At 52.1% G+C, this 23,168-nt stretch carries 21 protein-coding genes; 10 read left to right on the top strand and 11 right to left on the bottom strand.

Annotation, left to right across the window (positions count from 1 at the left end; translation table 11 throughout):
- Positions 1–21: 21 nt before the first annotated feature.
- Positions 22–4,155 (bottom strand): DUF4912 domain-containing protein, encoded by a 4,134-nt coding sequence (locus tag AC5JMP_RS04175; protein WP_495850171.1) that lies wholly within the window; start codon positions 4,153–4,155, stop codon positions 22–24.
- A 211-nt stretch (positions 4,156–4,366) separates the two neighbouring features.
- Here AC5JMP_RS04175 and AC5JMP_RS04170 point away from each other — a divergent pair, with 211 nt between their 5' ends.
- Positions 4,367–4,807, top strand: coding sequence for a hypothetical protein (locus AC5JMP_RS04170; RefSeq protein ID WP_495850170.1), 441 nt, complete (start codon positions 4,367–4,369; stop codon positions 4,805–4,807).
- A gap of 34 nt (positions 4,808–4,841) precedes the next feature.
- Here the strand turns inward: AC5JMP_RS04170 and AC5JMP_RS04165 are convergent, their stop codons facing one another.
- The 3 genes from AC5JMP_RS04165 to hydA form a co-directional block, all read right to left on the bottom strand.
- A complete protein-coding gene (locus tag AC5JMP_RS04165; RefSeq protein WP_495850169.1) occupies positions 4,842–5,579 on the bottom strand; it encodes a DUF4079 domain-containing protein in 738 nt (245 codons plus the stop codon).
- 388 nt (positions 5,580–5,967) lie between these two features.
- Positions 5,968–6,891, bottom strand: coding sequence for an SIMPL domain-containing protein (locus tag AC5JMP_RS04160; protein WP_495850168.1), 924 nt, complete (start codon positions 6,889–6,891; stop codon positions 5,968–5,970).
- A 207-nt stretch (positions 6,892–7,098) separates the two neighbouring features.
- On the bottom strand, positions 7,099–8,508 hold the full coding sequence (hydA, locus tag AC5JMP_RS04155; protein ID WP_495850167.1) for a dihydropyrimidinase: 1,410 nt from the start codon (positions 8,506–8,508) through the stop codon (positions 7,099–7,101).
- A gap of 126 nt (positions 8,509–8,634) precedes the next feature.
- Between hydA and AC5JMP_RS04150 the strand changes: the two genes are divergently transcribed.
- The gene (locus AC5JMP_RS04150; RefSeq protein ID WP_495850166.1) at positions 8,635–9,153 is read left to right on the top strand and encodes a GNAT family N-acetyltransferase; all 519 of its coding nucleotides are present in this window, start codon (positions 8,635–8,637) and stop codon (positions 9,151–9,153) included.
- Between the two features lie 2 nt (positions 9,154–9,155).
- On the opposite strand, the gene modA is transcribed toward AC5JMP_RS04150, so the two are convergent.
- A complete protein-coding gene (gene modA, locus AC5JMP_RS04145; RefSeq protein ID WP_495850165.1) occupies positions 9,156–9,971 on the bottom strand; it encodes a molybdate ABC transporter substrate-binding protein in 816 nt (271 codons plus the stop codon).
- Positions 9,972–10,080: 109 nt separating this feature from the next.
- On the opposite strand from modA, the gene AC5JMP_RS04140 reads away from it, so the two are divergent.
- The 4 genes from AC5JMP_RS04140 (at position 10,081) to AC5JMP_RS04125 (ending at position 12,257) form a co-directional block, all read left to right on the top strand.
- Positions 10,081–10,527, top strand: a complete 447-nt coding sequence (locus tag AC5JMP_RS04140) for a TOBE domain-containing protein (RefSeq protein ID WP_495850164.1) — start codon at positions 10,081–10,083, stop codon at positions 10,525–10,527.
- A gap of 116 nt (positions 10,528–10,643) precedes the next feature.
- Positions 10,644–11,006: an NAD(P)H-quinone oxidoreductase subunit 3 gene (locus AC5JMP_RS04135; RefSeq protein ID WP_495850194.1), complete on the top strand. Its 363-nt coding sequence runs from the start codon at positions 10,644–10,646 to the stop codon at positions 11,004–11,006.
- The gene (locus AC5JMP_RS04130) at positions 10,997–11,734 is read left to right on the top strand and encodes an NADH dehydrogenase subunit K (protein WP_495850163.1); all 738 of its coding nucleotides are present in this window, start codon (positions 10,997–10,999) and stop codon (positions 11,732–11,734) included. Before AC5JMP_RS04135 ends, AC5JMP_RS04130 begins: the two co-directional genes overlap by 10 nt.
- Complete coding sequence (locus tag AC5JMP_RS04125; protein ID WP_495850162.1) at positions 11,727–12,257, top strand: NAD(P)H-quinone oxidoreductase subunit J; 531 nt, start codon at positions 11,727–11,729, stop codon at positions 12,255–12,257. The genes AC5JMP_RS04130 and AC5JMP_RS04125 overlap by 8 nt, the downstream gene beginning before the upstream one ends.
- Positions 12,258–12,431: 174 nt before the next feature.
- Here AC5JMP_RS04125 and AC5JMP_RS04120 read toward each other — a convergent pair whose 3' ends face one another.
- From AC5JMP_RS04120 to sufU, 4 genes are all read right to left on the bottom strand, one after another.
- Positions 12,432–13,616, bottom strand: a complete 1,185-nt coding sequence (locus AC5JMP_RS04120; RefSeq protein ID WP_495850161.1) for an aspartate aminotransferase — start codon at positions 13,614–13,616, stop codon at positions 12,432–12,434.
- Between the two features lie 55 nt (positions 13,617–13,671).
- Positions 13,672–14,853 (bottom strand): iron-containing alcohol dehydrogenase family protein, encoded by a 1,182-nt coding sequence (locus AC5JMP_RS04115; protein WP_495850160.1) that lies wholly within the window; start codon positions 14,851–14,853, stop codon positions 13,672–13,674.
- Positions 14,854–14,947: 94 nt separating this feature from the next.
- Complete coding sequence (locus tag AC5JMP_RS04110; protein WP_495850159.1) at positions 14,948–15,484, bottom strand: Ycf51 family protein; 537 nt, start codon at positions 15,482–15,484, stop codon at positions 14,948–14,950.
- Between the two features lie 47 nt (positions 15,485–15,531).
- Positions 15,532–15,999 (bottom strand): Fe-S cluster assembly sulfur transfer protein SufU, encoded by a 468-nt coding sequence (gene sufU / locus AC5JMP_RS04105; protein ID WP_495850158.1) that lies wholly within the window; start codon positions 15,997–15,999, stop codon positions 15,532–15,534.
- 193 nt (positions 16,000–16,192) lie between these two features.
- On the opposite strand from sufU, the gene AC5JMP_RS04100 reads away from it, so the two are divergent.
- From AC5JMP_RS04100 to AC5JMP_RS04090, 3 genes are all read left to right on the top strand, one after another.
- Positions 16,193–16,495, top strand: a complete 303-nt coding sequence (locus AC5JMP_RS04100; RefSeq protein ID WP_495850157.1) for a glutaredoxin family protein — start codon at positions 16,193–16,195, stop codon at positions 16,493–16,495.
- Between the two features lie 84 nt (positions 16,496–16,579).
- A complete protein-coding gene (locus AC5JMP_RS04095; RefSeq protein ID WP_495850193.1) occupies positions 16,580–18,100 on the top strand; it encodes a UDP-N-acetylmuramoyl-L-alanyl-D-glutamate--2,6-diaminopimelate ligase in 1,521 nt (506 codons plus the stop codon).
- Between the two features lie 119 nt (positions 18,101–18,219).
- The gene (locus AC5JMP_RS04090; RefSeq protein WP_495850156.1) at positions 18,220–19,836 is read left to right on the top strand and encodes an ATP-binding protein; all 1,617 of its coding nucleotides are present in this window, start codon (positions 18,220–18,222) and stop codon (positions 19,834–19,836) included.
- A gap of 29 nt (positions 19,837–19,865) precedes the next feature.
- Here the strand turns inward: AC5JMP_RS04090 and AC5JMP_RS04085 are convergent, their stop codons facing one another.
- Positions 19,866–20,465: a hypothetical protein gene (locus AC5JMP_RS04085; protein ID WP_495850155.1), complete on the bottom strand. Its 600-nt coding sequence runs from the start codon at positions 20,463–20,465 to the stop codon at positions 19,866–19,868.
- A gap of 403 nt (positions 20,466–20,868) precedes the next feature.
- On the opposite strand from AC5JMP_RS04085, the gene AC5JMP_RS04080 reads away from it, so the two are divergent.
- Positions 20,869–21,897 (top strand): adenosine deaminase, encoded by a 1,029-nt coding sequence (locus AC5JMP_RS04080; RefSeq protein WP_495850154.1) that lies wholly within the window; start codon positions 20,869–20,871, stop codon positions 21,895–21,897.
- Between the two features lie 49 nt (positions 21,898–21,946).
- Here AC5JMP_RS04080 and obgE read toward each other — a convergent pair whose 3' ends face one another.
- Entirely contained in the window at positions 21,947–23,044 is a 1,098-nt protein-coding gene (obgE, locus tag AC5JMP_RS04075) for a GTPase ObgE (RefSeq protein WP_495850153.1), read from the bottom strand.
- Between the last annotated feature and the right edge of the window lie 124 nt (positions 23,045–23,168).

The raw sequence follows: 23,168 nt of genomic DNA, 5'->3' as shown, positions 1-23,168 counted from the left end.
CAACGCGCTCAGCTCAAAATCTCAAGCTTTCCATTCATTCACTGCCTCATCTTTTGTGTTTGCATGATGCACCGGAGTTTCACGGCTAAACCTCATGTGAAGCGATCGCGTCTGCTCACCATCCGCAGCAACGGCAAGAATGGGGTAATCAAAATTGCCGTCTGGAAACATGATTTGAAACCGGAAGGTTCCGTCAGGGCTGAGGCGAACCGTTTGTCCAGCGATCGAGACAGTGGCATCTGGCTCTGTTGCACCATGCACAATTAATTCAGCATCAGCAACAAGCCAAAATTTGCGGGGTTGAAGAGGCGGTATTGAGTTTGAAGAACCCATGCCTGACAAGCCATACAGACCCACACCGGATAGACCATACATACCTATACCGGACAGATTGTACGTGCCTATGCCTGATGCAGTTGCCAAACCTACACCCGATAAGGTGCCGATCCCTGATGTATTTGCAAAACCATTGCTGGACATATTGCCCATACCGGATGCAGTATACATGCCAACACCGGACATGCCAACGCCCGACATAGTGTAGCCAACGCCTGATACACCAGACATACCAACGCCGGACATAGTGTAGCCAATGCCTGATGCGCCGGACATGCCAACGCCGGACATAGTGTAGCCAATGCCTGATGCCCCGGACATACCAACACCAGACATACCAATACCGGACATGATGTAGCCAATGCCCGACATTCCTGCTATTCCTATGCCAGATAAAGTGTACATACCAATACCCGACATGCCAACACCGGACATACCAATGCCGGACATAGTGTAGCCAATGCCTGATGCCCCAGAAATACCAACACCAGACATACCAATACCGGACATACCAGCACCAGACAGGGTATACATACTAATACCCGACATTCCTGCCAGCCCACTACCAGATGCAGTGTACATGCCAATACCCGACATTCCTGCCAATCCCATACCGGATGTCGTATATAGGCTGCCGATACCGGATGCAGTGTACATGCCGATACCCGACATTCCCATACCGGACATGCTGAGCAGAGCGGGAAATGCGCCAATCCCAATGCCCGACATGCCGATGCCCGACATGCCGATGCCCGACATGCCAATGCCCGACATGCCAATGCCCGACATTCTAGAAATACCGATACCTGACATCATGCCTATGCCTGACACAGTGCCCGATATCCCCGGTACGGTAGGCAGCACAAACGAGCTAGGTACCTGCTGCATAGACCCAAATAGCGACCCAGAGATGCGCTGCTCTTGAGCAATCTCAGCCAGTCTAAAAATGCGATCGTAAGAGGGATTCTCAAAGCTAGACCATCGGTAGGGTTCCCCTAACTCTTGAAACACACGGGTACGAATTTCTTCTTCCCAGGGAACCGTAGTGAACTTTTCCTCATACCATTCAGAGGGATAGACAGGCGGAATGCGAACGGGAATCGATCGCGCCAGCATCAGCCAAGTCCCTTCAGAGGTAACGTAACCGATTTCGACGATGTAATCGCGATCGCTGACAGGGACAGGGATGTACCAGTCTCGCGCAGCTTCGTCGCAGTAATACTGTTGAAGGCTATGGGGATTTTGCGTATCTAGACTCACATCAGTGACATCGTAAAAGCGCAGTGCAAGGCTTGTGCCCCCAATCTGCCGTAGCTCCTCCCGCTGTTCAGCAGCAATATCCCAGTAGGCATAAGCCCAGTGAGGATCGCGTGCCATTAGAGTAATACGGCTCTCGTCATAGCCTAGGGGCAGGTCAGGCAAGCCTTCATCTACCGAAGCCAAGTCTTCGCCAGTCAGATTGGGGTAGATTAAATTAGATTTTGCCGCTGGAGGACGATCGCTCCTCATTGCCCAAGGCATACCCAGAAATGCGTATCCTGGCTCTAGCGAAGCGGCTCCAGCAGCTTCATTCACAGGCTCTTCAGCTAAGCCATCATCTTTCTCCGTCACAATGGCAGACTCGCCAGCAACAGGCTCACTCTCTACCAGCAGACTGTCAGCGGCTTCGACAGATCCAGCAGGCGGGATAGGCACCCGAACTGGCTCAGAACGGGCTAGTAGCAGCCATTGGTTATCTGCCGTAAGGTAGCCAATTTCAGCAATATAGTCGCGATCGCCCACCAGAATCGGCAAGTGGCGATCGGTTTCAGTTTCGGCGCAGCTAAACTGCTGAACGTTGTAGGGAATCTGTGTGTTCAAATCCAGACCCGTTACGTCAGCAAGCAACAAAGTCAGTTTTTCACCCCCTTGCTGGCGCAAAGCAGCTTTTGCAGCTTCCGGTGTTTCCCAGTAGGCATAAGCATCTTCAAAATTACGGGGCGTGAGGATAATGCGGCTTGGCGGGATCGGCTCTGATGGAATTGGCGCGCTGATTTCCGGCTCAGCTGTAGGAATCTCAGGTTCGGGTGATAGAGCGCCTAGAGCGGCGGTTGCCAGTGCTGCACCTCCTGCGATCGCCCCCAATCCCAAACCGTTTGTAGATTTTGCTTCAACAGCTTCAACGTCAGAGATAACCGGATCGGGGATAATCGGGTCAGAAATCACCGGATCAGCAACCACCCGCACCGGAGCCGATCGCGCCAGCATCAGCCAGCGATGATCCGCCGTGACGTAACCAACTTCTGCAAGGTAGTCTCGATCGCTCTCAGAAATAGGCACATGCCGATCTTGATCCGTTTCGGCACAGTCATACTGCAAAACGCTGTGGGGCGATTGAGTCTCTAAATCAATATCTGTAACGTCGTAAATGCGTAGCTTTAGCGCTTCGCCTCCCTGGTCTCGCAGTTCAGCTTTGTGGGCTTCAGGTGCTTCCCAATAGGCGTAGGCTTGTTCCGAATTACGGGGCGTGAGAATAATGCGGCTGTTCTGTCGGGCTGTGCTGAGAGCGGCGGCTCCGGCTGCGATCGCGCCCACAGCTCCCACAGCGCCTATAGCTCCTACTGCACCGGGAGAAGGTACAGGCGGCGCTGAACGGGTCGGAGCCACATCCACAGGCGGTACGAGAGGAGCAGGAGTTCTAGCATCTTCTACCCGCAGATCAGGGCGCCGCCGTCCTTTTAGCGCCCAAAACAGCGCCCCCATACCGCCTAATAGAAGCAAAAGAAGCCAGGGTATCCAGTCTCCTGAAGCGGGTGCAGCCACTGGATTGGGTGTAGCTTCTGGATCAGGTGCAGCCACTGGATCGGGTGCAGCCACCACTGCAGGAGCCTCGCTGGGAGCCGCTACAGAAGGACTGGCTAGGGCAGAAGGAACCGCTGAAGAGCCAACCGCCGCGATCGCATCAGAGGCCCTTGCTTGCTCAATCGCCTGTCGATTAGAGGCATCGGTAGCAAAGCCCAGGAAAGCCAGCACTGCCGGACTAGCATTGCCTTTGTAGACATAGGCTAACGGCTGAGAAAAGGGATAGCGTGGGTCGGTAGGCAGGGTCTTGTGCATCGGCACAATTCGCACGTCTTGGCGATCGAGCACTTGATCAGCGATCGCAAAGCCGATGCCATCTGTGCCTAACTGCTGAATGACTGCATCCGTTGTGTCATCTGCTTTGGCAGCATTTGCCCCTGCCTCGAAAGGCGATGCCTTAAAGACCGGGTAGTTGCTAAACGCTAGCCGAGTATCGCTGCTGTCGGGGCGATCGATAAAGCGGATTGCCCCAGGGCTGCCACCCAGCTGCGACCAATTTGTGATTTCTCCTCGAAAGATTTGGGCAAATTGCTGGTAGGAAATGTCGCCTGTGTAAGGATTATCTGGGCTAACTAGAATGGCAATCTTGTGACGGGCGATCGGCACAGCGGTCAAACCCTCAGCTTTTTCTGCGTCGGTCAAGGGGCGACCAATTGCCGCCAGATCTGCCGTGCCATTCAGCACAGATTGAAGCGCTGAGTCTGTTCCAGAGTAGCTGTCTTCTACTTTAGTGCCGTTATAGCGCTGCTGAAAGCGCTGCTTCAGCAACTGGTTAATTGTTTCTAAACTGGTTGAGCCATCAATCTTGACGATCGTATCGTTAGCAACGCTCTCTGGCAACCTGAATGCTGGAGAAGCCGGAGCTTGCGCCAGAATAGGGTCGGTTCTAAATGATGCTGCTGGAGATTTGGGAGCAGCGACCAGGGCAAGGAGCAGAGTCAGGGCAATGACCGGGGAACTTCTTCTGTGAGACATCATTTGGAGTGAATGTTAACCAACCCTAGCTGTTAATCTTTACAAAAGATTTGCCCAAATTATATACCCCTCGTCAAGAGCCGTCTGTTTACCCAGACTTAGGCTTAATTCGTGATAAAGATGGCACAAACCCCAGGGATCGAAGGGATCAAATCCTTGAAAGTTAGGGGATCATAATATCAGGCTTTTGGCACTCATTCATGCGAACTCATTCATGCCGCCCCAAGACTCCTTCAATTCTTCGCCTAGCGGCGCATCGCCCTCCAGCACCGAATCTCACGATCTTGTGTTTCAGCATCAGGTGCGGCGACTGCATCGAACCATAGTCTACGGTCGCTGGACAGTCGTAGGGTTACTGTGGCTAACTTTAGCGCCTCTCAGTCTTTGGGGTTTGCGCTCAGAAATTTCTCTATGGCGCGATCATTTGACTTGGGCGGCTGTTCGCTACGGTTTGATCTACAACCGCCTGTCTGCGATCGGTCTAGGAATCTGCCTTGGCATGACAGTTGCCGCTTTAGTGTGGCACAGCCGCAACCTTCTGCTGGGGCTACCGCAACCCTATCAGGCTTATCTCGAAAAACAGGTTTTGCAGATTCGTCAGCAGGGAAAAACGCACCCTCTGTGGAAGTGGGTATGCGGAGATCAGTCTAACTAGCATTAGTTTAGACAAGCCTTAAGTTAGCCAAGCCTCACTTCTTGGCAGGTTGAACAGCACAGGCTCCAGGTGCGGTTGGCGGCTGACAGTTATTGATATAAAGCTGCTCAATGTAAGGGCTTTGCCAAGCTAGGGGAATCTCCAGGAGATCGCGGGTGCCCGTAAAACCCTGCCCAATAAACAAAAGGAAAGCAAAACTGTTGAGAACAATATGAACATTGCGCCAACGGTGGGTGCGATCGGCATAGATGTCAGGGAAAGTGGCAAGGGAAAAAATCATGAGCAGAGCTGCCAAAATACCGTAGTGGTAGTGAGAGATATACCACTCAGATCCACGCCGATAAATTTCAGGTTGGCAACCCAGCAAAATCAGCCCCATCCCGGTTAGCGTCGCAAAAATACCTCGCCAGAGTTTTGCCCTGGCTTTGTTCAAAAAAATTAAGGAGACGATCGTCAAAACAAACATTAGCATCACAAACCCTGCTCGCAGAGGTTCCGAATTCCAAGTTTGTTTTTCGAGAAATTTGGAGACTATGGGGTATGCCAGCCCCAAGAGCGCCACAGAAACGACCGAGTTACTGAGCAAGCGTCCAAGTTTCAGATGCTCGGTGCCCACCGTCGGCGGAATTTTGCTCTTACCGCCTTCTTCTTGAGTTTTGAGCCGACGGCTACGAGTCAGCGTTGCGAAGTAAACTACCACGCCTATGAGAGGAAATACAAAACCGATCGCGATAAAAGGATGAATCAGGGCAGCAATATCTTTAGAGTCCATACAAAACCTCTGATACCAGGACTTTTACAAGCAGTATAGACATAACCACTTAGACATAACCACTTAGCAATTTACCCTAAGATTTGGAGGTTTCGCTTTAAGTTTAGTAGACCGTCGAGTTAAACCTAGATTCAAGCCTCATACCGATTTAAACGAATTTGTGGGCACATCGAACCTCAGAAGGGGCTTGGCAATGCCAAGCCCATACCGGGATCTGTCGTGGTTCTAATTCAAATTGGTATCAGTAGAGGGCAAATTAGGGTTTTGTGGCGCGCGCCACAAAACCCTAAAAGCTGGATTTCAAAGGCGCTCTGCGCCTTTGAAATCCAGCTTTTAGAAAAATTAGGAGGACTTTGCGATCTCCTGAACCTAGATGCAAGATTAGCTTCTATCGTTGCCGCACTGGATAAGTGACATACAAATCGCGCTGAAGGGTAACTTCTACCGGAGCGGATGGATCATAGTAAGAGAGCGTAGAGTAGCCATAGGCCGCAGCTTGAGGCAGATTTTCTAGGTCGCAAGGAGAAGGGTAAGGAGTAGAGCCTAGAGTGACAGGCATCTCTGCTACTGAGGAGATTTGACTCATCTCTACCTGCATGGCGGTAGCAAGAATCTGTGCCCGATCGCGAGCATCGGCAACAGCAGCAATGTAGGCTTGTGCCTCCATATCATCACAGCTATTCGTAACGTAGCCGATATAGCGATCCTGAAGGTAAAGCTTGTCACTTGTCGCTTCTTGAGCAGCCGCCATGATCTCTTCAACGCGATCGCTCGTCGGTTCAGCCAGATCAAAGGCGATCGCGGCACTGCCTTCACCATAATAGTTGTAGGGGCTTGCACCAGGGACATCACCCATCTCGACCGTGATATCGCTAGCAGGAACCCCAGCGGCCACCAGGGCAGCCACGAAAGGCTTTAGTATCTCCTCAGTCAAAGGGGGAATGGGGGGTGGCTCAGGCAGTTCCGCCCCGCTAGCAGCCGGATCAGAGACAGGATAGGGATTGAATGTGGAGATGTCGTAGCTTAGTACGATCAGCTGAACTGAGGCTTTGTCAGCAGGTCGGCTAATTTTTCCATGCCCAACAACCATCAGTACCTGATGATCGTCAGTAGCAGGGGGATAGAAAAGTTGTGCCACTTGAACAGGCTGGGCGATCGGCGCAGTCACAGATGGCGTGGCATCTAGATCAGGCGAATCGCTGGATGTTGCCGCATTGACGGCTTGAGCGGTCGTGCAAATGGACACTGTGCAGATGGAGAGAGAGGCGATCGCCGCACTCAAGCCCACAGTTAATAGAGACTTCCTCACCATACGTAATTCCTTGGTTCCCTAAATCAGGCGAATTCATCCAAACTAACCTGCATTATTCAAAATTCACCCGCTGAAATGAAAAATGAAACAATATCAACACTTTGCAAAATGAGCGTGAAGGTTTTGGGTTTTGGGATGAGTGGATGAGTGAATGAGTGGATGAGTGGATGAGGAATTTTCTATCTACTCACCTACCCATCTACCCACCTAAACTCTCCCCGATGCCGATCGCTTCTGAAACGCTCCATTCCCCGGACGACCCAGCCAAGCGTCGCCATCTACCACCAGTTCGCCCCGCAGAAATACTTTTTCGACTTTGCCCGTCACCTTGCGCCCTTCGTAGAGGGTGTAGTCGGCGTTGGAGTGATGGGTGCTAGCGCTGAGGGTATGAACCTTGAGCGGATCAAACAGCACCAGATCGGCGTCGCTGCCCACTGCGATCGTCCCTTTGCGGGGGAACAGCCCAAACATTTTAGCGGGAGCGGTGGCGGTGAGCTGTACAAAGCGGTTTAGCGAAATTCTGCCCATGCCCACACCGCCGTCAAACATGAGGGGCAGACGAAACTCTACGCCCGGTGCGCCGTTGGGAATGCGCTCAAAATTGTCGTGTCCAAGCTGCTTAGAGCGGTGGATACCATAAGGGTTTTCATTGAAGCAAAAGGGGCAGTGATCGGTGGAAACAATTTGCAGATCGTCAAACTTGAGTCCGCGCCAAAGCGCCTCCTGGCAGTCGTGATCTCGCAGCGGCGGAGTCATGACAAATTTGGCAGGTTCAAAATCAGGGCGATCGTATTCCTCAATGCCCAGAAACAGATAGTGGGGGCAGGTTTCGGCAAAGGCTGAAATACCGCGATCGCGGGCTTCCACGACCTCCTCCAGTGCCTCTTTTGCCGATAGATGCACCAGATACACTGGAACTTCGGCAAGCTCGGCAAGGCGGATGGCGCGATGGCTGGCTTCCGCCTCCATGATCCGGGGTCGCGTCAGGGCATGAAACTTGGGTGAGGTGTTGCCTTGAGCCAGCGCTTCCTCAATCAGCACTTGAATAACGCTGCCGTTTTCGGCATGGATATTGATCATGCCGCCCTGTGTGCCTACTTTGCGCATTGCCTTAAATATTCCGGCATCGTCCACCATCAGCACGCCAGGGTATGCCATAAACATCTTGAAGCTGGAAATGCCGTCGCGATCGATCAAATCTGGCAGCTCCGCCAGAGCATCGGACGTGATATCTGTGAGGATAATGTGAAAGCTATAATCCACACAGGCTTTAGGTTCTGCTACTGCCATACGGCGATCGAGCGCCTGTTTTGGCGTTTCGCCTCGCTGCTGAAGCGCAAAATCTACGATCGTTGTGGTGCCCCCAAAGGCAGCCGATCGCGTTCCGGTTTCAAACGTGTCGCAGGTGACGGCATCCCCCAAGGGAAACTCCATATGGGTATGCACATCCACTCCGCCCGGAATTACCAGCAGTCCCGCTGCGTTATGGACGATCGCGGACTCTGAAGGAATGTGACGGGCGATCGCCTCAATCTGCCCATTCTTAATCAGCACATCGGCAACATAGTCATCTACAGCCGTGACAATTCTGCCACCCTTAATTAACACGTCCATCATTGCTCCTCGACCCTGCAAAACTGCTGACAACCTACTACATTTGGGGTCAAGCAATAGATCAATGGCGAACTTATTTAGAAGCTGTCATTTGTTTTAATAGGGCAGTACTGCTGTGGGAGAGAGGCTATGAATATCCGGGATGCTCAGGAATCAGATTTACCTGCGATCGTAGAGATCTACAATGCCGCCATTCCAACCCGGATTGCCACTGCCGATCTGGAGCCAATCACGGTAGAAAGCCGCTACCTCTGGTTTAAGCAATATCACCCTGATAAGCGACCGCTATGGGTTTTGGAAGTTGCCAACGAAGGAGGCAAAAACGAAGAAGACAAAGAAATCGCTGCATGGATTAGCCTCACCTCTTTCTACGCGGGTCGCCCCGCATACAGCGCCACGGCCGAAATTAGCATCTATATTGCCCCCCAGCACCAGCGCCAGGGCTACGGCAAACACCTGATCAAACGCCTGATAGAATTCTGTCCTCAGCTGGGCGTGACGACGCTCCTGGCCATGTATTTTGACCACAATATTGGTAGCCAGCGGCTATTTGAAGGACTGGGCTTTCAGCCTCAGGGACACCTCACCAATATTGCCATCTTGGATGGACAGCAGCGGGGACTCATTATCGCAGCGCTCAGAGTTTAGCTTTACTCGGATATGCCAAAGCCGTAGCGCTGAAACACGGCGCTGGCTGGGCTACTGCTCAAAAACTCCACATAGCTTTTGGCGGCTTGTGGATTCTTGCTCTCTTTGAGAACGGCGATCGGGTAAACGATCGGCGAATGTAGCTCATCCGGTGCGGTGGCAACTTGCTTGACCTGAGTTGAGATTAGCCGATCGGTAGTGTAGACAATGCCCGCATCAACATTGCCGCTCTCGACCGCTGCCAGCACGTTACGGACGCTGTTGCCATATATCAGCTTCGATCGCACCTGCGCTAAGATGCCTAAATTTTTAAATAGCTCCTCAGTATATTGCCCGACCGGGACGCTGCGAGGTTCGCCCACGGCAATCTTTTGCACCTTATCTCCCGTCAACTGTCGAAAGCTCGTCAGGTTCAGGCTTGAATTGCTGGGCACAATCAGCACCAGATGGTTGGTCAGCAGATTGCGGCGGGTATCCGTCAAGATCAACCCTTTCTGCTGCAAGGCATCCATTTGGCGTGAGGCAGCGGAGATGAACACGTCAGCAGGTGCGCCCTGTTCAATTTGCTGCTGCAATGCGCCAGAAGATCCAAAATTGTAGTTAACGCCAGCACCAACGGTTTGCTCAGCTTGGGGATCGATCGCCTCCAAGACATTTTGCAAGCTGGCAGCAGCGGAAATTAGTAGACCTCCGCTCGTCTGTGCGGTCACAGAGTCTCTCAAATCCAGAGTCAAACCCCCCAGAGTCGAAACCCTTAGAGTCAAAAGCAAAGTTGCTAGGAGTCCGCCTAAAAAGATGAGAAAGTGTCTCTTTTTCATGTGCCAGTGCCCTAATAGATTTAGATAGATCAGAGTTTGCGACCGTCTTTAGACCACAGCCTTTACATCTCAAATATTTATATTACCAACTAAGTTGGTATTCCCAGCAATGCCCAGAAAACAGCAAGGATGGATTACCTTTCAATCTTCGGAAGAGGAACGGCAGCTTTTGGATCAATATTGTCAACAGTCTCAGCGCAGTAAGACCGAGATCTTGCGGCAGATGATCCGCGATCTAATGCCTCTAGCCCAGGCTTCGACAGAGCGATCGGATCAGGAGGAAGCTATTTTTGAGGAAAGGCTTTCTGAAAACGAGTCCCTAGAGCTAGATTCTGAGCTAAAACCCTTAAAAGTCAGTGCGCGGAACGTTTTGCGAGGCAGGGTGAAACGGCTGATCTTGGGCGTGACTAGCGCTGAGGTTATCGTGGAAATTGCGTCGGGTGCAGAGCTGGTAGCAACCATTACTCGCGCTTCAGCCGAACATCTGGAACTCAGCGAGGGCAAAGACGTTTATGCGGTGATTAAATCTAGCAACATCATGATTGCTAGTGATTAAGCATTTCCCAATCCTCACCATTGCCTCTCGGTATGGCTGCCCGCTGTTTGCGCCTTGCGACAAGGTAAAAACCAGGTAACATGAAAGGTGAGTCAACCCATACAACAGCAGCTATTGTGTTTGTCCTTCACGGTTACGAATATCTCCTGGGATTCGTGATTGTTTGTAGCCTGGTGTGTGCTGCGGCAATCATCCTCTCCACTTTGCTTTCCCCTCGCCGAACGGGCGTAGAGCGGCGCACCACCTACGAATCTGGGATGGAGCCACTGGGCGCAGCCTGGATTCAGTTCAACATCCGCTACTACATGTTTGCCCTAGTATTCGTCATCTTTGATGTGGAGACTGTGTTTCTTTACCCTTGGGCAGTCGCGTTCAATCAGCTTGGTCTGCTGGCGTTTATTGAAGCCCTAGTTTTTATCGGCATTTTACTTATCGGTCTGGTCTACGCTTGGCGTAAAGGAGCACTTGAATGGTCATGAATCCTCCCACTTCCGGTGATGCAGCCGAGAAGCTGTTAAATCCGATCGGTCGTCCTCAAGTGACCCAGGATCTGTCAGAAAACGTGATTCTGACCACGGTAGACGATCTGAACAACTGGGCACGTCTTTCCAGCCTCTGGCCGATGCTCTACGGCACAGCCTGCTGTTTCATTGAGTTCGCGGCACTGATTGGCTCTCGCTTTGACTTCGATCGCTTTGGCTTGCTGCCCCGATCGACCCCGCGTCAGGCAGATCTGATTATTACGGCAGGCACGGTGACGATGAAAATGGCTCCAGCACTGGTGCGCCTCTATGAGGAAATGCCTGATCCCAAGTATGTGATCGCCATGGGAGCCTGCACCATTACGGGGGGTATGTTCAGCATGGATTCACCTTCGGCAGTGCGTGGTGTAGACAAGCTGATCCCGGTGGATGTTTATATTCCGGGCTGTCCTCCCCGACCAGAAGCCATTATTGATGCCATCATCAAGTTGCGCAAAAAAATCTCGAATGAGGCGCTGGCAGAGCGCGGCACGTTTGCCCAAACGCACCGCTACTACAGCACGACCCACAGCATGAAGCCTGTCCCCGATATTCTCACCGGGAAGTATCTCCAGACGGCTGCTCGTCAAGCGCCGCCGAAGGAGCTGATGGAAGCGATGGGCTTACCCGTTTCGCCTGTGGCTCAAGAGTTGCAGCCTGAGAAGGAGGTTGTTGAGCGTGGCTGAAGAAAATTTGGCTCCTGAAACTGCAACTCCTGAAACTGCCATCGTTGAAGTGGGTAGCACCTCTCGTTGGCTCACCGAAAATGACTTTGAGCATGAAGTTTTAGAAACTGACCATCTTGGCGTAGAGGTATTGAAGGTCGATCGCGATTTTCTCTTACCCTTTTGCGCGGCGCTGAATGCCTATGGCTTTAATTGCCTTCAGTGTCAGGCGGCCTATGACACGGGGCCGGGCGGCGAGCTGGTTAGCACCTATCACCTGATTAAACTTAGCGATAATGCCGATCGCCCTGAAGAAGTGCGGGTAAAGGTATTCTTGCCCAGAGAAGATCCCAGAGTTCCCTCGGTTTACTGGATTTGGAAAGGAGCCGACTGGCAAGAGCGCGAAAGCTACGATATGTATGGCATTACCTATGAAGGGCATCCTAACCTGAAGCGGCTGCTAATGCCAGAAGACTGGGTGGGCTGGCCTTTACGTAAAGACTACATCTCTCCCGACTTCTACGAGCTTCAAGACGCTTACTAGGGCTTCGCCCAAGGAGTTTAGCAACCGTCAAGGCGGTTAGGACTCAGGACGGGGACATTTAGGGTGGGGCGCTTCACGCCCCGCCCTAAATGTTTTAAACAAACTGGCGACAGCCAGATCTAGATATTTGGGGGCTTTGGATTTTAGAGTCAATCTAGAATTCAAACTCCAAGATCAGGAATAGCGAATCCCTGCCTTATCAAACCGATCGAGCGCTTCCTGAAGGCGATCGCAGTCGGCAATCAAGCTAATCCGCACATAGCCTTCGCCGCCTGCCCCAAAGGCGTTTCCAGGTGTCACCACTACGCCCGTCTGTTGCAGCACCGACAGGGCAAAATCTGTGGAGCCAATGCCGGGAGGGCAGGCAACCCAGAGATACATAGTAGCTTTGGTTTTGGGCACATCCCAGCCCAGCTTTGCCAGCCCTGCAATCAAAAAGTCGCGCCGGGTGCGGTAGCGATCCTGCACGTCATGCAGATAGACATCGGGAAGGTTGAGCGCTGTCTGAGCCGCTGTTTGCAATGCCGCGAAAATGCCATAGTCCAGGTTTGTTTTCAGCGTCCGCAAGCCCTGGATAATGTGGCGATTGCCGACGACAAATCCAACCCGCCAACCTGCCATGTTGTAGGTTTTAGACATGGTATGAAACTCTACGCCAATGTCCTTTGCGCCGGGAATTTCCAGCAGGCTAGTGGGCTGATAGCCGTCGAACGCTAGCTCTGCGTAAGCCTGGTCATGCACCAGCATAATCTCGTGCCGATGGGCAAACGCTACAATTTCCTCGAAAAACTCGCGCGGGGCAACGGCGGCAGTCGGATTGCTGGGATAGTTGAAGTAAAGGATTTTTGCTTGCTGAGCGATCGCGTCAGGAATCGCCTTCAGGTCAATTAGCCAGTCGTTTTCGGGCTTAAGGATCAGCGGATAGATTTTGCCCCCCGCAATCAAAGGTCCCCGAAAATGCGCTGGATAGGACGGACTGGGCACCAGCACCAAGTCACCCGGATTAATGTAGGCGATCGCCAGATGCGCCAACCCTTCTTTTGACCCCAGCAGCGGCAGCGCCTCGCCATCTGGATCAAGCGCGACGTTGTAGCGACGATAGTACCAGTCGGTGATGGCGCGGCGGAAGTCGGCAGTGCCTTCAAAGGGCGGATAGCCATGATTCGCAGGATTTTGGAGAGCGGCGATCGCTGCATCGACGATCGGCTGAGGGGTGGCTCCATCTGGATTTCCCATGCCTAGATCAATTAAATCTAGCCCCTGTTCTCGCGCTCGCGCCTTCAGCTCATCTAGACGAGCAAAGACATAGGGAGGAAGGCTACGGAGGCGATCGGCGGGGGTAATCCAGTCTAGGTTCATGCTGCAAAAGGGATAAAAAATTGAGGGGTTCTGCCCCGGCGCTATTGGTTAGATTCTATGGTTCAGAGTCAACGGATTTGAAGCTTCGATCTGAGCCTGATGCAGCGCCGGAAGCATTGCCAGAGGCAGTCGTAGACACCATTGCCGCCATCAGATGCTCTGGCGTCATGGCAAAGGGCAAATGATGAATATCTGAACCCGGACGACAGGCAAAGACTGCCGCTTGATGCAGCTCAGCCAAGGTGATTTCACCCAGCCCTAAATCATTAAGGCTCTGAGGCAAGCCCATTTCGCCATAAAACTTTAGCAGCTGCTGACGAGAGGTTTCTGCCAAAACGCTGCCCTGCATCAGCTCTTCCAAGCGGAGCTGCACCAGAATGCCATAGGCAACCTTTTCACCATGCAGCACTCCGTGGCTTTGGGGGAGCTGCGTCAAGCCATTGTGAACGGCATGAGCAGCAACTGTACGGCACTGCGCTCCCCCCAATCCACCAATCACCCCGGCTAGCAGCACCGTTGCATCGACCACTTCTCGCCAGACCTCACTCCCTGGAGTCTGCAACGCCGCCGCAGATTTTTGGAACAGCAAATCTCGGAGAATTCTTGCCTGTTGCACGGCAGCAATGATCAGCGTTTGCTCCGAATGTCCGCTGCTGACCGAAGCCTCATACCATTTTGCCAGAGCATCGCCAATACCTGCCACCAGCGTCCGGCGTGAGGCAGTTTGCACTAGGTCATAGTCCAGGATTAGCAGATCGGGACATTTGACCAAGCCCACATCATACAGAAATGCGCCCTGCTCTGAATAAACATTGGAGAGTGCTGTCCAGGCGGCACAAGTTGCGCCAGAGGTAGGAACCGTGACTACAGGTAAATTACAGCGATGTGCCACGAGTTTTGCGGCATCTAGAGCCTTGCCGCCGCCCACGCCAATGATCAGATCAGCTCCATGTTGAGCCACGGCTTCTACCAGGGTTTTCAATCCCGACTCGCTACAATCTGCCCCGTAGGATGCCTGGGCGATCGCCCCTCCCACAGCCTCCAGCGCAGGATACAGCGCATGGACGACTTCTAAAGTTCGATCGCCCCCCACGACCAGAGGACGCTTGCCCAGACGGGCGATCGCTGCCCCTGCCTGAGCCAAAATTCCTGCGCCTCTCATCACCTGCGCAGGAGCCACAGCCAGGATTGGCATTGGCGCTACGGTAGCATCAGCAAGCAGTACTGCGTCAGTCATAATCGGAGAATCTCAGTGGAGATCTGCAAAAGGGAGGAAAACGAAGTAAAGGCAACCTTACAGTAAACACAACTTTACTACATTTGTATTCTAGCTAACTGTCTGTTAAGGATCTTTCAGCGGCAGAGGGCAGTTTCGCCAGGTTTTCGGAGAAAATTTCAATTTCCATTTGGTCATCCTTGCGATCGAAAAGCGATCGCTTCACCTGACCTAAAATGAGCGGCTGAGTCAGCCCTGGCTCTGGATGCACGACTGCTCGTGCCCGAATTGTCAGCTGCTGCCGACCTCGGCTCAGCCGCCCTACCGAAAACAAGTCGCTGGCAGCCTGTCGTAGCGTGGCATCTAGCTCAGATTCGGTAATGGTGGACGAGACAACAATTACTGCCTGATCGGCACCCGAATCATACACGGTTAAAAACCGCACAGCACCCGGTACAACGGTTCGGGTAAAGGGCACAACGCTAAGGGCAAACAAACCGACGGTTAACACAATGCTGAAGCCCGTAATACCCACCAACCGAAACCGAAAGCCCCACTTGAAAAGAAAGCTCAGTCCGGCGATCGCCCCCAAGACCAGCGTAGCGATGCCGACCCATTGGGCGTAGAGTTGAAATGCAGCAGGTGTAAGCATGAAAGAACAAAAATAAAGGGAACTCGGTGAGGCTTTGCTGTGTGACCCTATTCGTTGCTCACTGCCGCTACGGGCTGAGCCTGGGAAGATTCCAGAGCGGCTTTGAGGGTATGCCAAGAGAGATTGGCGCACTTGATGCGAACTGGAAACTGCGCCACGCCCTGCATGACGTTGAGCTTGCGCAAATCTTGAGGAAACTCTGCCTCGCCCCGCATCATCGACTGAAACCGCTGCACCATTTCCAGCGCTTCGTCAGTGGTTTTACCCCGGAGTGCGTCTGCCATTAAATCGGCGGATGCCATCGCGATCGCGCAGCCCTCTCCCTCAAATTTCACATCGTCGATGCGATCGCCCAACTCGCTAAGTTTGACAGTCAGCTCGATCGTGTCGCCACAAGAAGGATTATGACCCTTTTGGTAGCGATCGATCGGGTCAGCCTTGCCGCGATTGCGGGGTTTTTTGTAGCGCTCCAGAATCACCTGTTGATAGAGATCCCGCAAGTTATCCAATGCCATAAAGTAGATTCGTGAGCGTTTACCTCCATCCTACCAGCTTTAATTTGGGCTTTGGTTTAGGGATCGTTACTTCATCCTGTCCCCTTTATTTTGTATGGCGCTACGCGCTTAGATCCAATGAGTTATTTTTTGAGAGCCGCGCGGCTCTCAAAAAATAACTCGTCCTAACTCAATTACGTGATGCCATAAACCTATGCGCCTGATTCTCTACAGCAAGCCCGGTTGCCATCTTTGTGAAGCGCTCCAGCTCAAACTTGAGCAAGTTCAGAACCTCCCGCTTGACCTGGAAATCCGGGATATCACCACCCAAGAGGACTGGTTCCAGGCTTACCAGTACGAAATTCCGGTTCTTTACGCGGTGCGGGATCTAGAGCCAGCGGCTCAGCGCTTCACTCTAACCCCTCTGCCTCGCTTTTCTCCCCGCGCCTCAGTTCAGCAAATTGAGCAGGTTTTGCAGAAATTCTTAGGGGGAAATCCAAAAAATGAGGCAGAATAAGCGCAAGATTAGCCGCTGACAGGCGAGAAAACCAGGCGCAAAAAACAGGCACAAGGAGAGCTGTTGACTATGAAACTTTTTGACATGACGTTGAGAGAGCTACTGGCAACGCTACCCGATGTTTCTTTGCCCCAACACCCTGCCTTAGATCAAAAAGTCACGGGTTTGGCGACCAACTCTCACGCCTGTCAGCCAGGGGATTTGTTCATCGGAATGCCGGGTACAAGGGTCGATGGCGGCGAGTTTTGGTCGGGGGCGATCGCCGCTGGAGCCATTGCCGCTCTGGTTTCGCCTTCAGCGGCACAGAAGGTTTCTGGAGCTGGGCATCAGAATCCTTGCCTTATCACATCTGCCGATATGCCTCACGCCTGTGCCCAAATTGCAACGGCCTTCTACGGCAATCCGGGACAGAAAATGTCGATGGTGGGCGTGACGGGCACCAACGGCAAAACCACTACTACCCACTTAATCGAATTTTTGCTCAACCAGAGCCAGCAGCCTACCGCACTGTTTGGCACGCTCTACAGCCGTTGGGCAGGTCATCAGCAGACTGCTGCCCACACGACTCCCTTTGCGCCAGAGCTACAGGCACAGCTCAGCGAAGCTGTGGATGCAGGCTGCCAGTATGCCGTGATGGAGGTGAGTTCCCATGCCTTGGCGCAGGGGCGCGTCTGGGGCTGTCCGTTTGAGGTGGCGGTTTTCACCAACCTGACCCAAGATCACCTCGACTACCACAAAGATCTGGATGATTACTTTGAAGCCAAGGCACTCTTGTTTAGCTCCGATTACTTAAAGGGACGAGCCATTATTAACCGAGATGATGCCTATGGACGGCAATTGATCGATCGCCTTCCCCCCGATCGAGTTTGGACTTACAGCCTAGCCAGCCTCGAAAATACGGTCGACGAAAATACGGTCGACCTGTGGACCAGTGATTTAGTCTATGCAGCAGAAGGCGTACAGGGAATTTTGCATAGCCCTAACGGGTCACTTGCCTTTCGATCGCCTTTAGTCGGTCAGTTTAACCTAGCAAATCTGCTGGCGGCAGTTGGGGCAGCCTTGCATCTGGGGCTAGATCTGGAGGCGATCGCCCAAGCTTTGCCCCAGTTCACCGGAGTGCCGGGACGCATGGAGCAGGTACAGTTCCAGCCCGATCAGGACATCAGCGTTATTGTAGATTATGCCCATACTCCCGACAGTCTAGAAAACATGCTGAGAGCCGCTCGACCCTTCATTTCGGGTCGAATGATCTGTGTGTTTGGCTGTGGCGGAGATCGCGATCGCACCAAGCGCCCTTTGATGGGCGAGATTGCAGCCCGCCTATCCGATTGGGCAATTGTCACCTCTGACAATCCGCGTACCGAAGATCCAGAACGCATCCTGCAAGATATTCAGGCTGGAATTCCCGCTAGCGCCCACATAACCGTGATGGGCGATCGGGCTGAGGCGATTCGTCTGGCTATTTTGGAGGCGAAACCAGGGGATGGCGTGCTGATCGCGGGCAAAGGTCACGAGGATTATCAGATTTTGGGGACTGAGAAGGTTCACTTTGACGATCGGGAGCAAGCCCGCGAGGCGCTCATGCAACGCTTTGCGCTGATTTAACAATCGGCATTCAAAAATCAGCAAAAAGTAAATTTCTGAGAAAACGGTATTAGATAGAATGAGGGGCATCGTGCTAACACAATTGAGCTTTACATTCATCCCCCTGAAAGCAGAACCCTATGAATCTTTCTCGCTCTCCTGATACCTCCCTTTATGAACTAGCTGCTGATTTCAATCAGACTCCTCAGCCTCTCAAAATTAGCCCAACTACCTTTAAGTCTACGGTTGGGCTAGTTTTTGATTTGCTGATCGAGCGAAAGATTCCAGCAACAGTCTGGTTAAAGCTGCCTAAAGGTGAAGTCTGGCAAGCAGAGGTTCAGCGTTTTTGTCAGCTGGCAACGGCTCCTTACTCGCTATATTGTCTACAAACTCAGCAAGATTTAGAGAAAAGTAAGGGAAGTAAAAGATCGGCTGCAAAATCTGAGGCTCCCTGGGATCTTTCAGAAATGAGTCTGGAAGCAACGGATACAGAACTTGATCAAGTCTTGGGTCAAAGCCGAGAACCGATCGCGCTAGATGAAATCATGCAAGGCTCACAGATTCATTCTTTGCCCTTAGCGGCACAGAGCCAGCTGAAGCGAGAATATTTTTTGCTGGTGGCTGCACCTGAGTTTTATGGATTGATGCTGGTGCATCGTCCGCGATCGGGGTTATCTAAGAGTGAGGGGCGATCGGCAAAAGCCGCCAAGCTGCCGTTAGCAACACCTGCGGTAACGGCAGAATCGCTAGAACAAAAGCATCCGCTCCTAGGTCTTTGTACGTTTGAGGCTGATACGCTACGACAGGTCTTAGATGGAATTAATCGCGCTATTTGCTTTGGTCAGCCTGAAACCCAATCCAGCGACGTTGTGGCAAAGCTGTTAATTACCTGGGAGCAGCTAGTTGAGACTGGAACTGTAACCACGCTGAACCCCGTTCTGTTGGGCGATTTGCTCGTCAAACAAATCCAGCGACAGGAAGATATCTGGCGCAGTGGCGCGACCCACCGCCGACAGTCTGAAAGCGTCTCTACATTGCGGCTAGAAAATGATGAGTTGTTGAACACCGTTCATCAGAAAGATGAGTTCATCAAAATTATGGGGCAAGAGTTGCGTACGCCCTTGACCACTATGAAAACGGCGCTTTCGTTGCTGAACTCACCCAGCATCAAGCCGCCCCAGCGCCAAAGATACATGGATATGCTGAGCCAGGAATGCGATCGCCAGAGTTCGCTAATTACCAGCGTTCTAGATCTCGTACAAATTGAGAGCACGGTCGATCAGGTACCCATGGAGGCTCTACGGCTTTCTGAAATTGTGCCGGGGGTCGTCAGCACCTACCAGCCGCTTGCCCAAGAAAAGGGGATTATGCTGGGCTACACCATTCCGGAGGACTTGCTGCCTGTTTCTTGCATTAGCCCTTGGCTCAAGCAGATTGTGATTAATCTGTTGCACAACAGCATCAAATTCACTTCCAGCGCTGGGCAGGTTTGGGTACGGGCAAAGCAGCAAGGCGACTATGTGCAAATCGAGTTTCGCGATACAGGTGTCGGCATTGCCCAATCGGATTTGCCCAAGATTTTCGATCGCTTCTATCGCATTCGCATTGCCTCCGGTGAGGATTCCAGCGGTTCTGGGTTGGGTTTGTCGATCGTTCAGCAACTTCTCTTGCGCTGCGGCGGATCGATCGCCGTTAAGAGTAAGGTAAATGAAGGGTCTATCTTTACTGTGTTGCTGCCTGTTTTCAACAGGAGCTAATGTAACAAGAGCTAACACATAGGCACAAGCTACCGTAAGTCAAAGGTTTTAGTCACTTCCTGAGTCGGACAACACATCGAGTCATTCGCGCCCTGAGTAACTATGGTAAGTCTGATCTTACCCGGCTCGATCGCCATAGATTTGAACTGAATGCGATCACCCAACAGGACGGGAAACATAGGTTTCAGCACTCCATTTTGATTGATCGAGAGAACCAGGTAGGTGAACACGCCCGAACCTCCTGTATTAACTGATAATAGGCTGACAGCATCTTCAGTCCCATCGTCATTTAGGTCACCAAACACGATCGAGCCTTGCTGACTCACAAAAGTTGCTGATATTTGCTTGGCTCTGTCTTCGTATCTACCGTTGATTAGTTTGACAGCTATCAGTTCGGGAAGAACATAACTCGGACTTTGAGGAATGGTATAAGCGGCATTTCTCAGCGCCTCTACCTTCTTACACCAGGCTTGCTTTTCGGGTGTCCACACTTCGCGTGTCAGACAGTTGTACCAGGGCGCGGTTGGTACGGGTGGCACGGCTGGCACCATCTGCGCTGAGCTAAGCGGTACGTGGCTGCCTGATAATAAGAGTCCGGCGATCGCACTCAGTCCCCATTTAATTTTCATAGAATCTCCCCACGCATATTTAGCCTCATTCAACCACTTTTCTGGCGTTGGCGATTAAGACGGGGACAGTTATGGTGAGGCGCGAAGTAAGGGCTTAGTAGGGGCTTAGCAATGCTAAGCCCTGGCAGCGGATCGGTTGTACAGGTTATCTAATCCACGATCCTAAGCAAACTGGCGACAGCCATATCAAAAGATCAAACGCCCAGAAGATCAGGGAAAGTTCGGTCGATCGTAATTTATCTATACTTATATTAAGCGGGACAAATTAATCTGCTGATATCCTGTAGGGAATCAAAATAGTAAAAACTAGAAATCTGATAGAGTTCCGGCCTCGTAGCGCATCAAAAGCAGCTCATTAAAAGCAGCTCATCAAAAATTACCAAAATTACTAAAAGAGGTTCTTGTGGCTCTATACGCAGAATTACATCGTCATTTAGGGGGTTCCGTTGTTCCTCGTGTGCTGTGGCGCTACTTTCAGCGCAACCAAGCTAACCTAGCCGAGCCTTTTGCGGACTACGAGGCTTTCGAGGATTTCTATACACGCCCGCGCAAAACGCTAGATGAATACCTAGAGCTACATACGCTCGTCGAAAAAGTGCAGACTCAAGACACGCTGCCTTACTTCATCTATCGTTTGATTCGTGGAGCCTATGTATTCGAAAATTTGGCTTATCTAGAGCTGCGCTACACGCCGTACTTGCGAACTCCAGAGCATCTCAGCCAAACGGAGCGGATTGACCAAATGGCGGAGATCGTTGAAACCGTCGGGATTGCGAGTCAGGCGGTGGAATACCCGATCGTCACCAGCCAAATTTTATGTATGCACTCGCGCCTGCCCTACGAGGTGAATAAAGCGATCGTAGACTTAGCAGCAGCTAATGAATATGTTTGCGGCATTGACGTAGCCGGGGGCGATGCTCATTATCGCGCTCGTCTGGGCGAATTTGTGGAGCTATATGCCTATGCGCGATCGCGAGGGCTAAACACCACTGGGCACCTCTATGAAACCACCGAAGGCTGCTATCCAGAGCTATTGCCCTATCTAATGCGCATTGGGCACGGCATTCAGATTCCATTACTGTATCCTGAGCTGTTGCCCCAAATTGCCAGAGAGGGGCAATGTCTGGAGGTTTGCCCCACGACCTACCTTAAAACGGGGACGCTGGAGAGCATTCAGCAGCTTAAAGTCGTGTTCGATCGCTGTCTAGAAGCCGGAGTAGACATTGCTATCTGCACAGACAATGCCGGATTGCACAACATGCGGCTGCCGTTCGAGTACGAGAACCTGCTAACCTACGACATTATTGGCTTTGAGGAGCTGCAAGCCTGTCAGGATGCTGCTTTTCGTCACGCCTTTGCCTGGAAACATAAGCAGCGCCCAGCTTCGATTCTAGAGGGGATTTTGCACCCAGAGCTGAATCTAGTGGGTTAAAGGCTAAAGGGAGCATTGAGTTCTTTGAAAGGTTCGCTCTGCGAACCTTTCAAAAGCTTTGGAGGGGCGATCGCATTGCAAAAACCGATTCTGCTTCACTTCCCAACTCTTCTTCCGCTTCTAATCGAGCTGCCTCCGCTTCTGCCTCATTGCGAGCCTCTAGAATCCGCCAAACCTCTTGCAGCATTGGTTCTAAGCCTGTGCGGGCAACGGCTGAGATGATGAAAATCGGGTCTGAGGTCAGTTCGCGAAGCTGAGTGGCGATCGCTTCTGGCAGGGGATCATCCGCCAGAAAAGCATCTACTTTGTTAATGCCGATCAGCTGAGGACGGTTTTCTAAGCCGCGACCATATGCCGTTAGTTCTGCCTGAATGGTTTGATAGGCGGCGATCGGATCTTCTGAAGTTGCGTCAATTAAATGCAGCAGCACGCGGGTTCGCTCAATGTGCCGGAGAAAATCATGTCCCAGGCCCGTACCTAAGTGCGCTCCCTCAATTAATCCAGGAATATCGGCAAAGACCGTGCCGTCGCCGCTGGGCTTTTGCACCACGCCCAAGTTAGGCACCAGCGTCGTAAACGGATAGTCTGCCACCTTCGGTCGCGCCGCAGACAGGGAAGAGATCAGCGTAGATTTTCCGGCGTTGGGCAAGCCAATAATTCCCACTTCCGCCAATAGCTTTAGCTCTAGTCGAATCGACCAAATTTCTCCCGGAATTCCCGGTAAGGCTCGCTCAGGGGCGCGGTTGCGGTTGCTAAGAAAAGCTTTGTTGCCCAATCCGCCCTTGCCACCCTTAGCCACACACAGCCTTTGCCCTGGCTCTACCAAATCGCCCAAAATTTCACCTGTCTCAGCGTTATAGATGACCGTGCCGCAGGGAACCTCGACCACGCGATCGCTCCCCGAAGCCCCCGTCATGCTTTTGGAGCCACCGCGATCGCCGTCATCTGCCTTAAAAACATGGGCGAATCTAAAGTCCAGCAGGGTTTGCAGCCGCTCTGCCGCCACAAAAATCACCGAGCCACCATGACCGCCATTGCCGCCCGATGGGCCACCCGCAGGTACATATTTCTCTCGGCGGAAGGCAACCATTCCATCGCCTCCATTCCCACCCTGAACTTCAACTTCCGCCTGATCAATAAATTGCATGGATCTTTAAACGAATTGCCTTCTTTGATGGTAATGGAATTGCGTATGGAGTGTGAAATGCAAAGTTGGGTGAAATGCAAAGTTGGGTGAAATGCAAAGTTGGGTGAAATGCAAAGTTGGGTGA

Source organism: Drouetiella sp., from assembly GCF_059504425.1.
The sequence above is the reverse complement of the archived record's forward strand: the minus strand, read 5'-3'. Positions and strand labels throughout refer to the sequence as shown.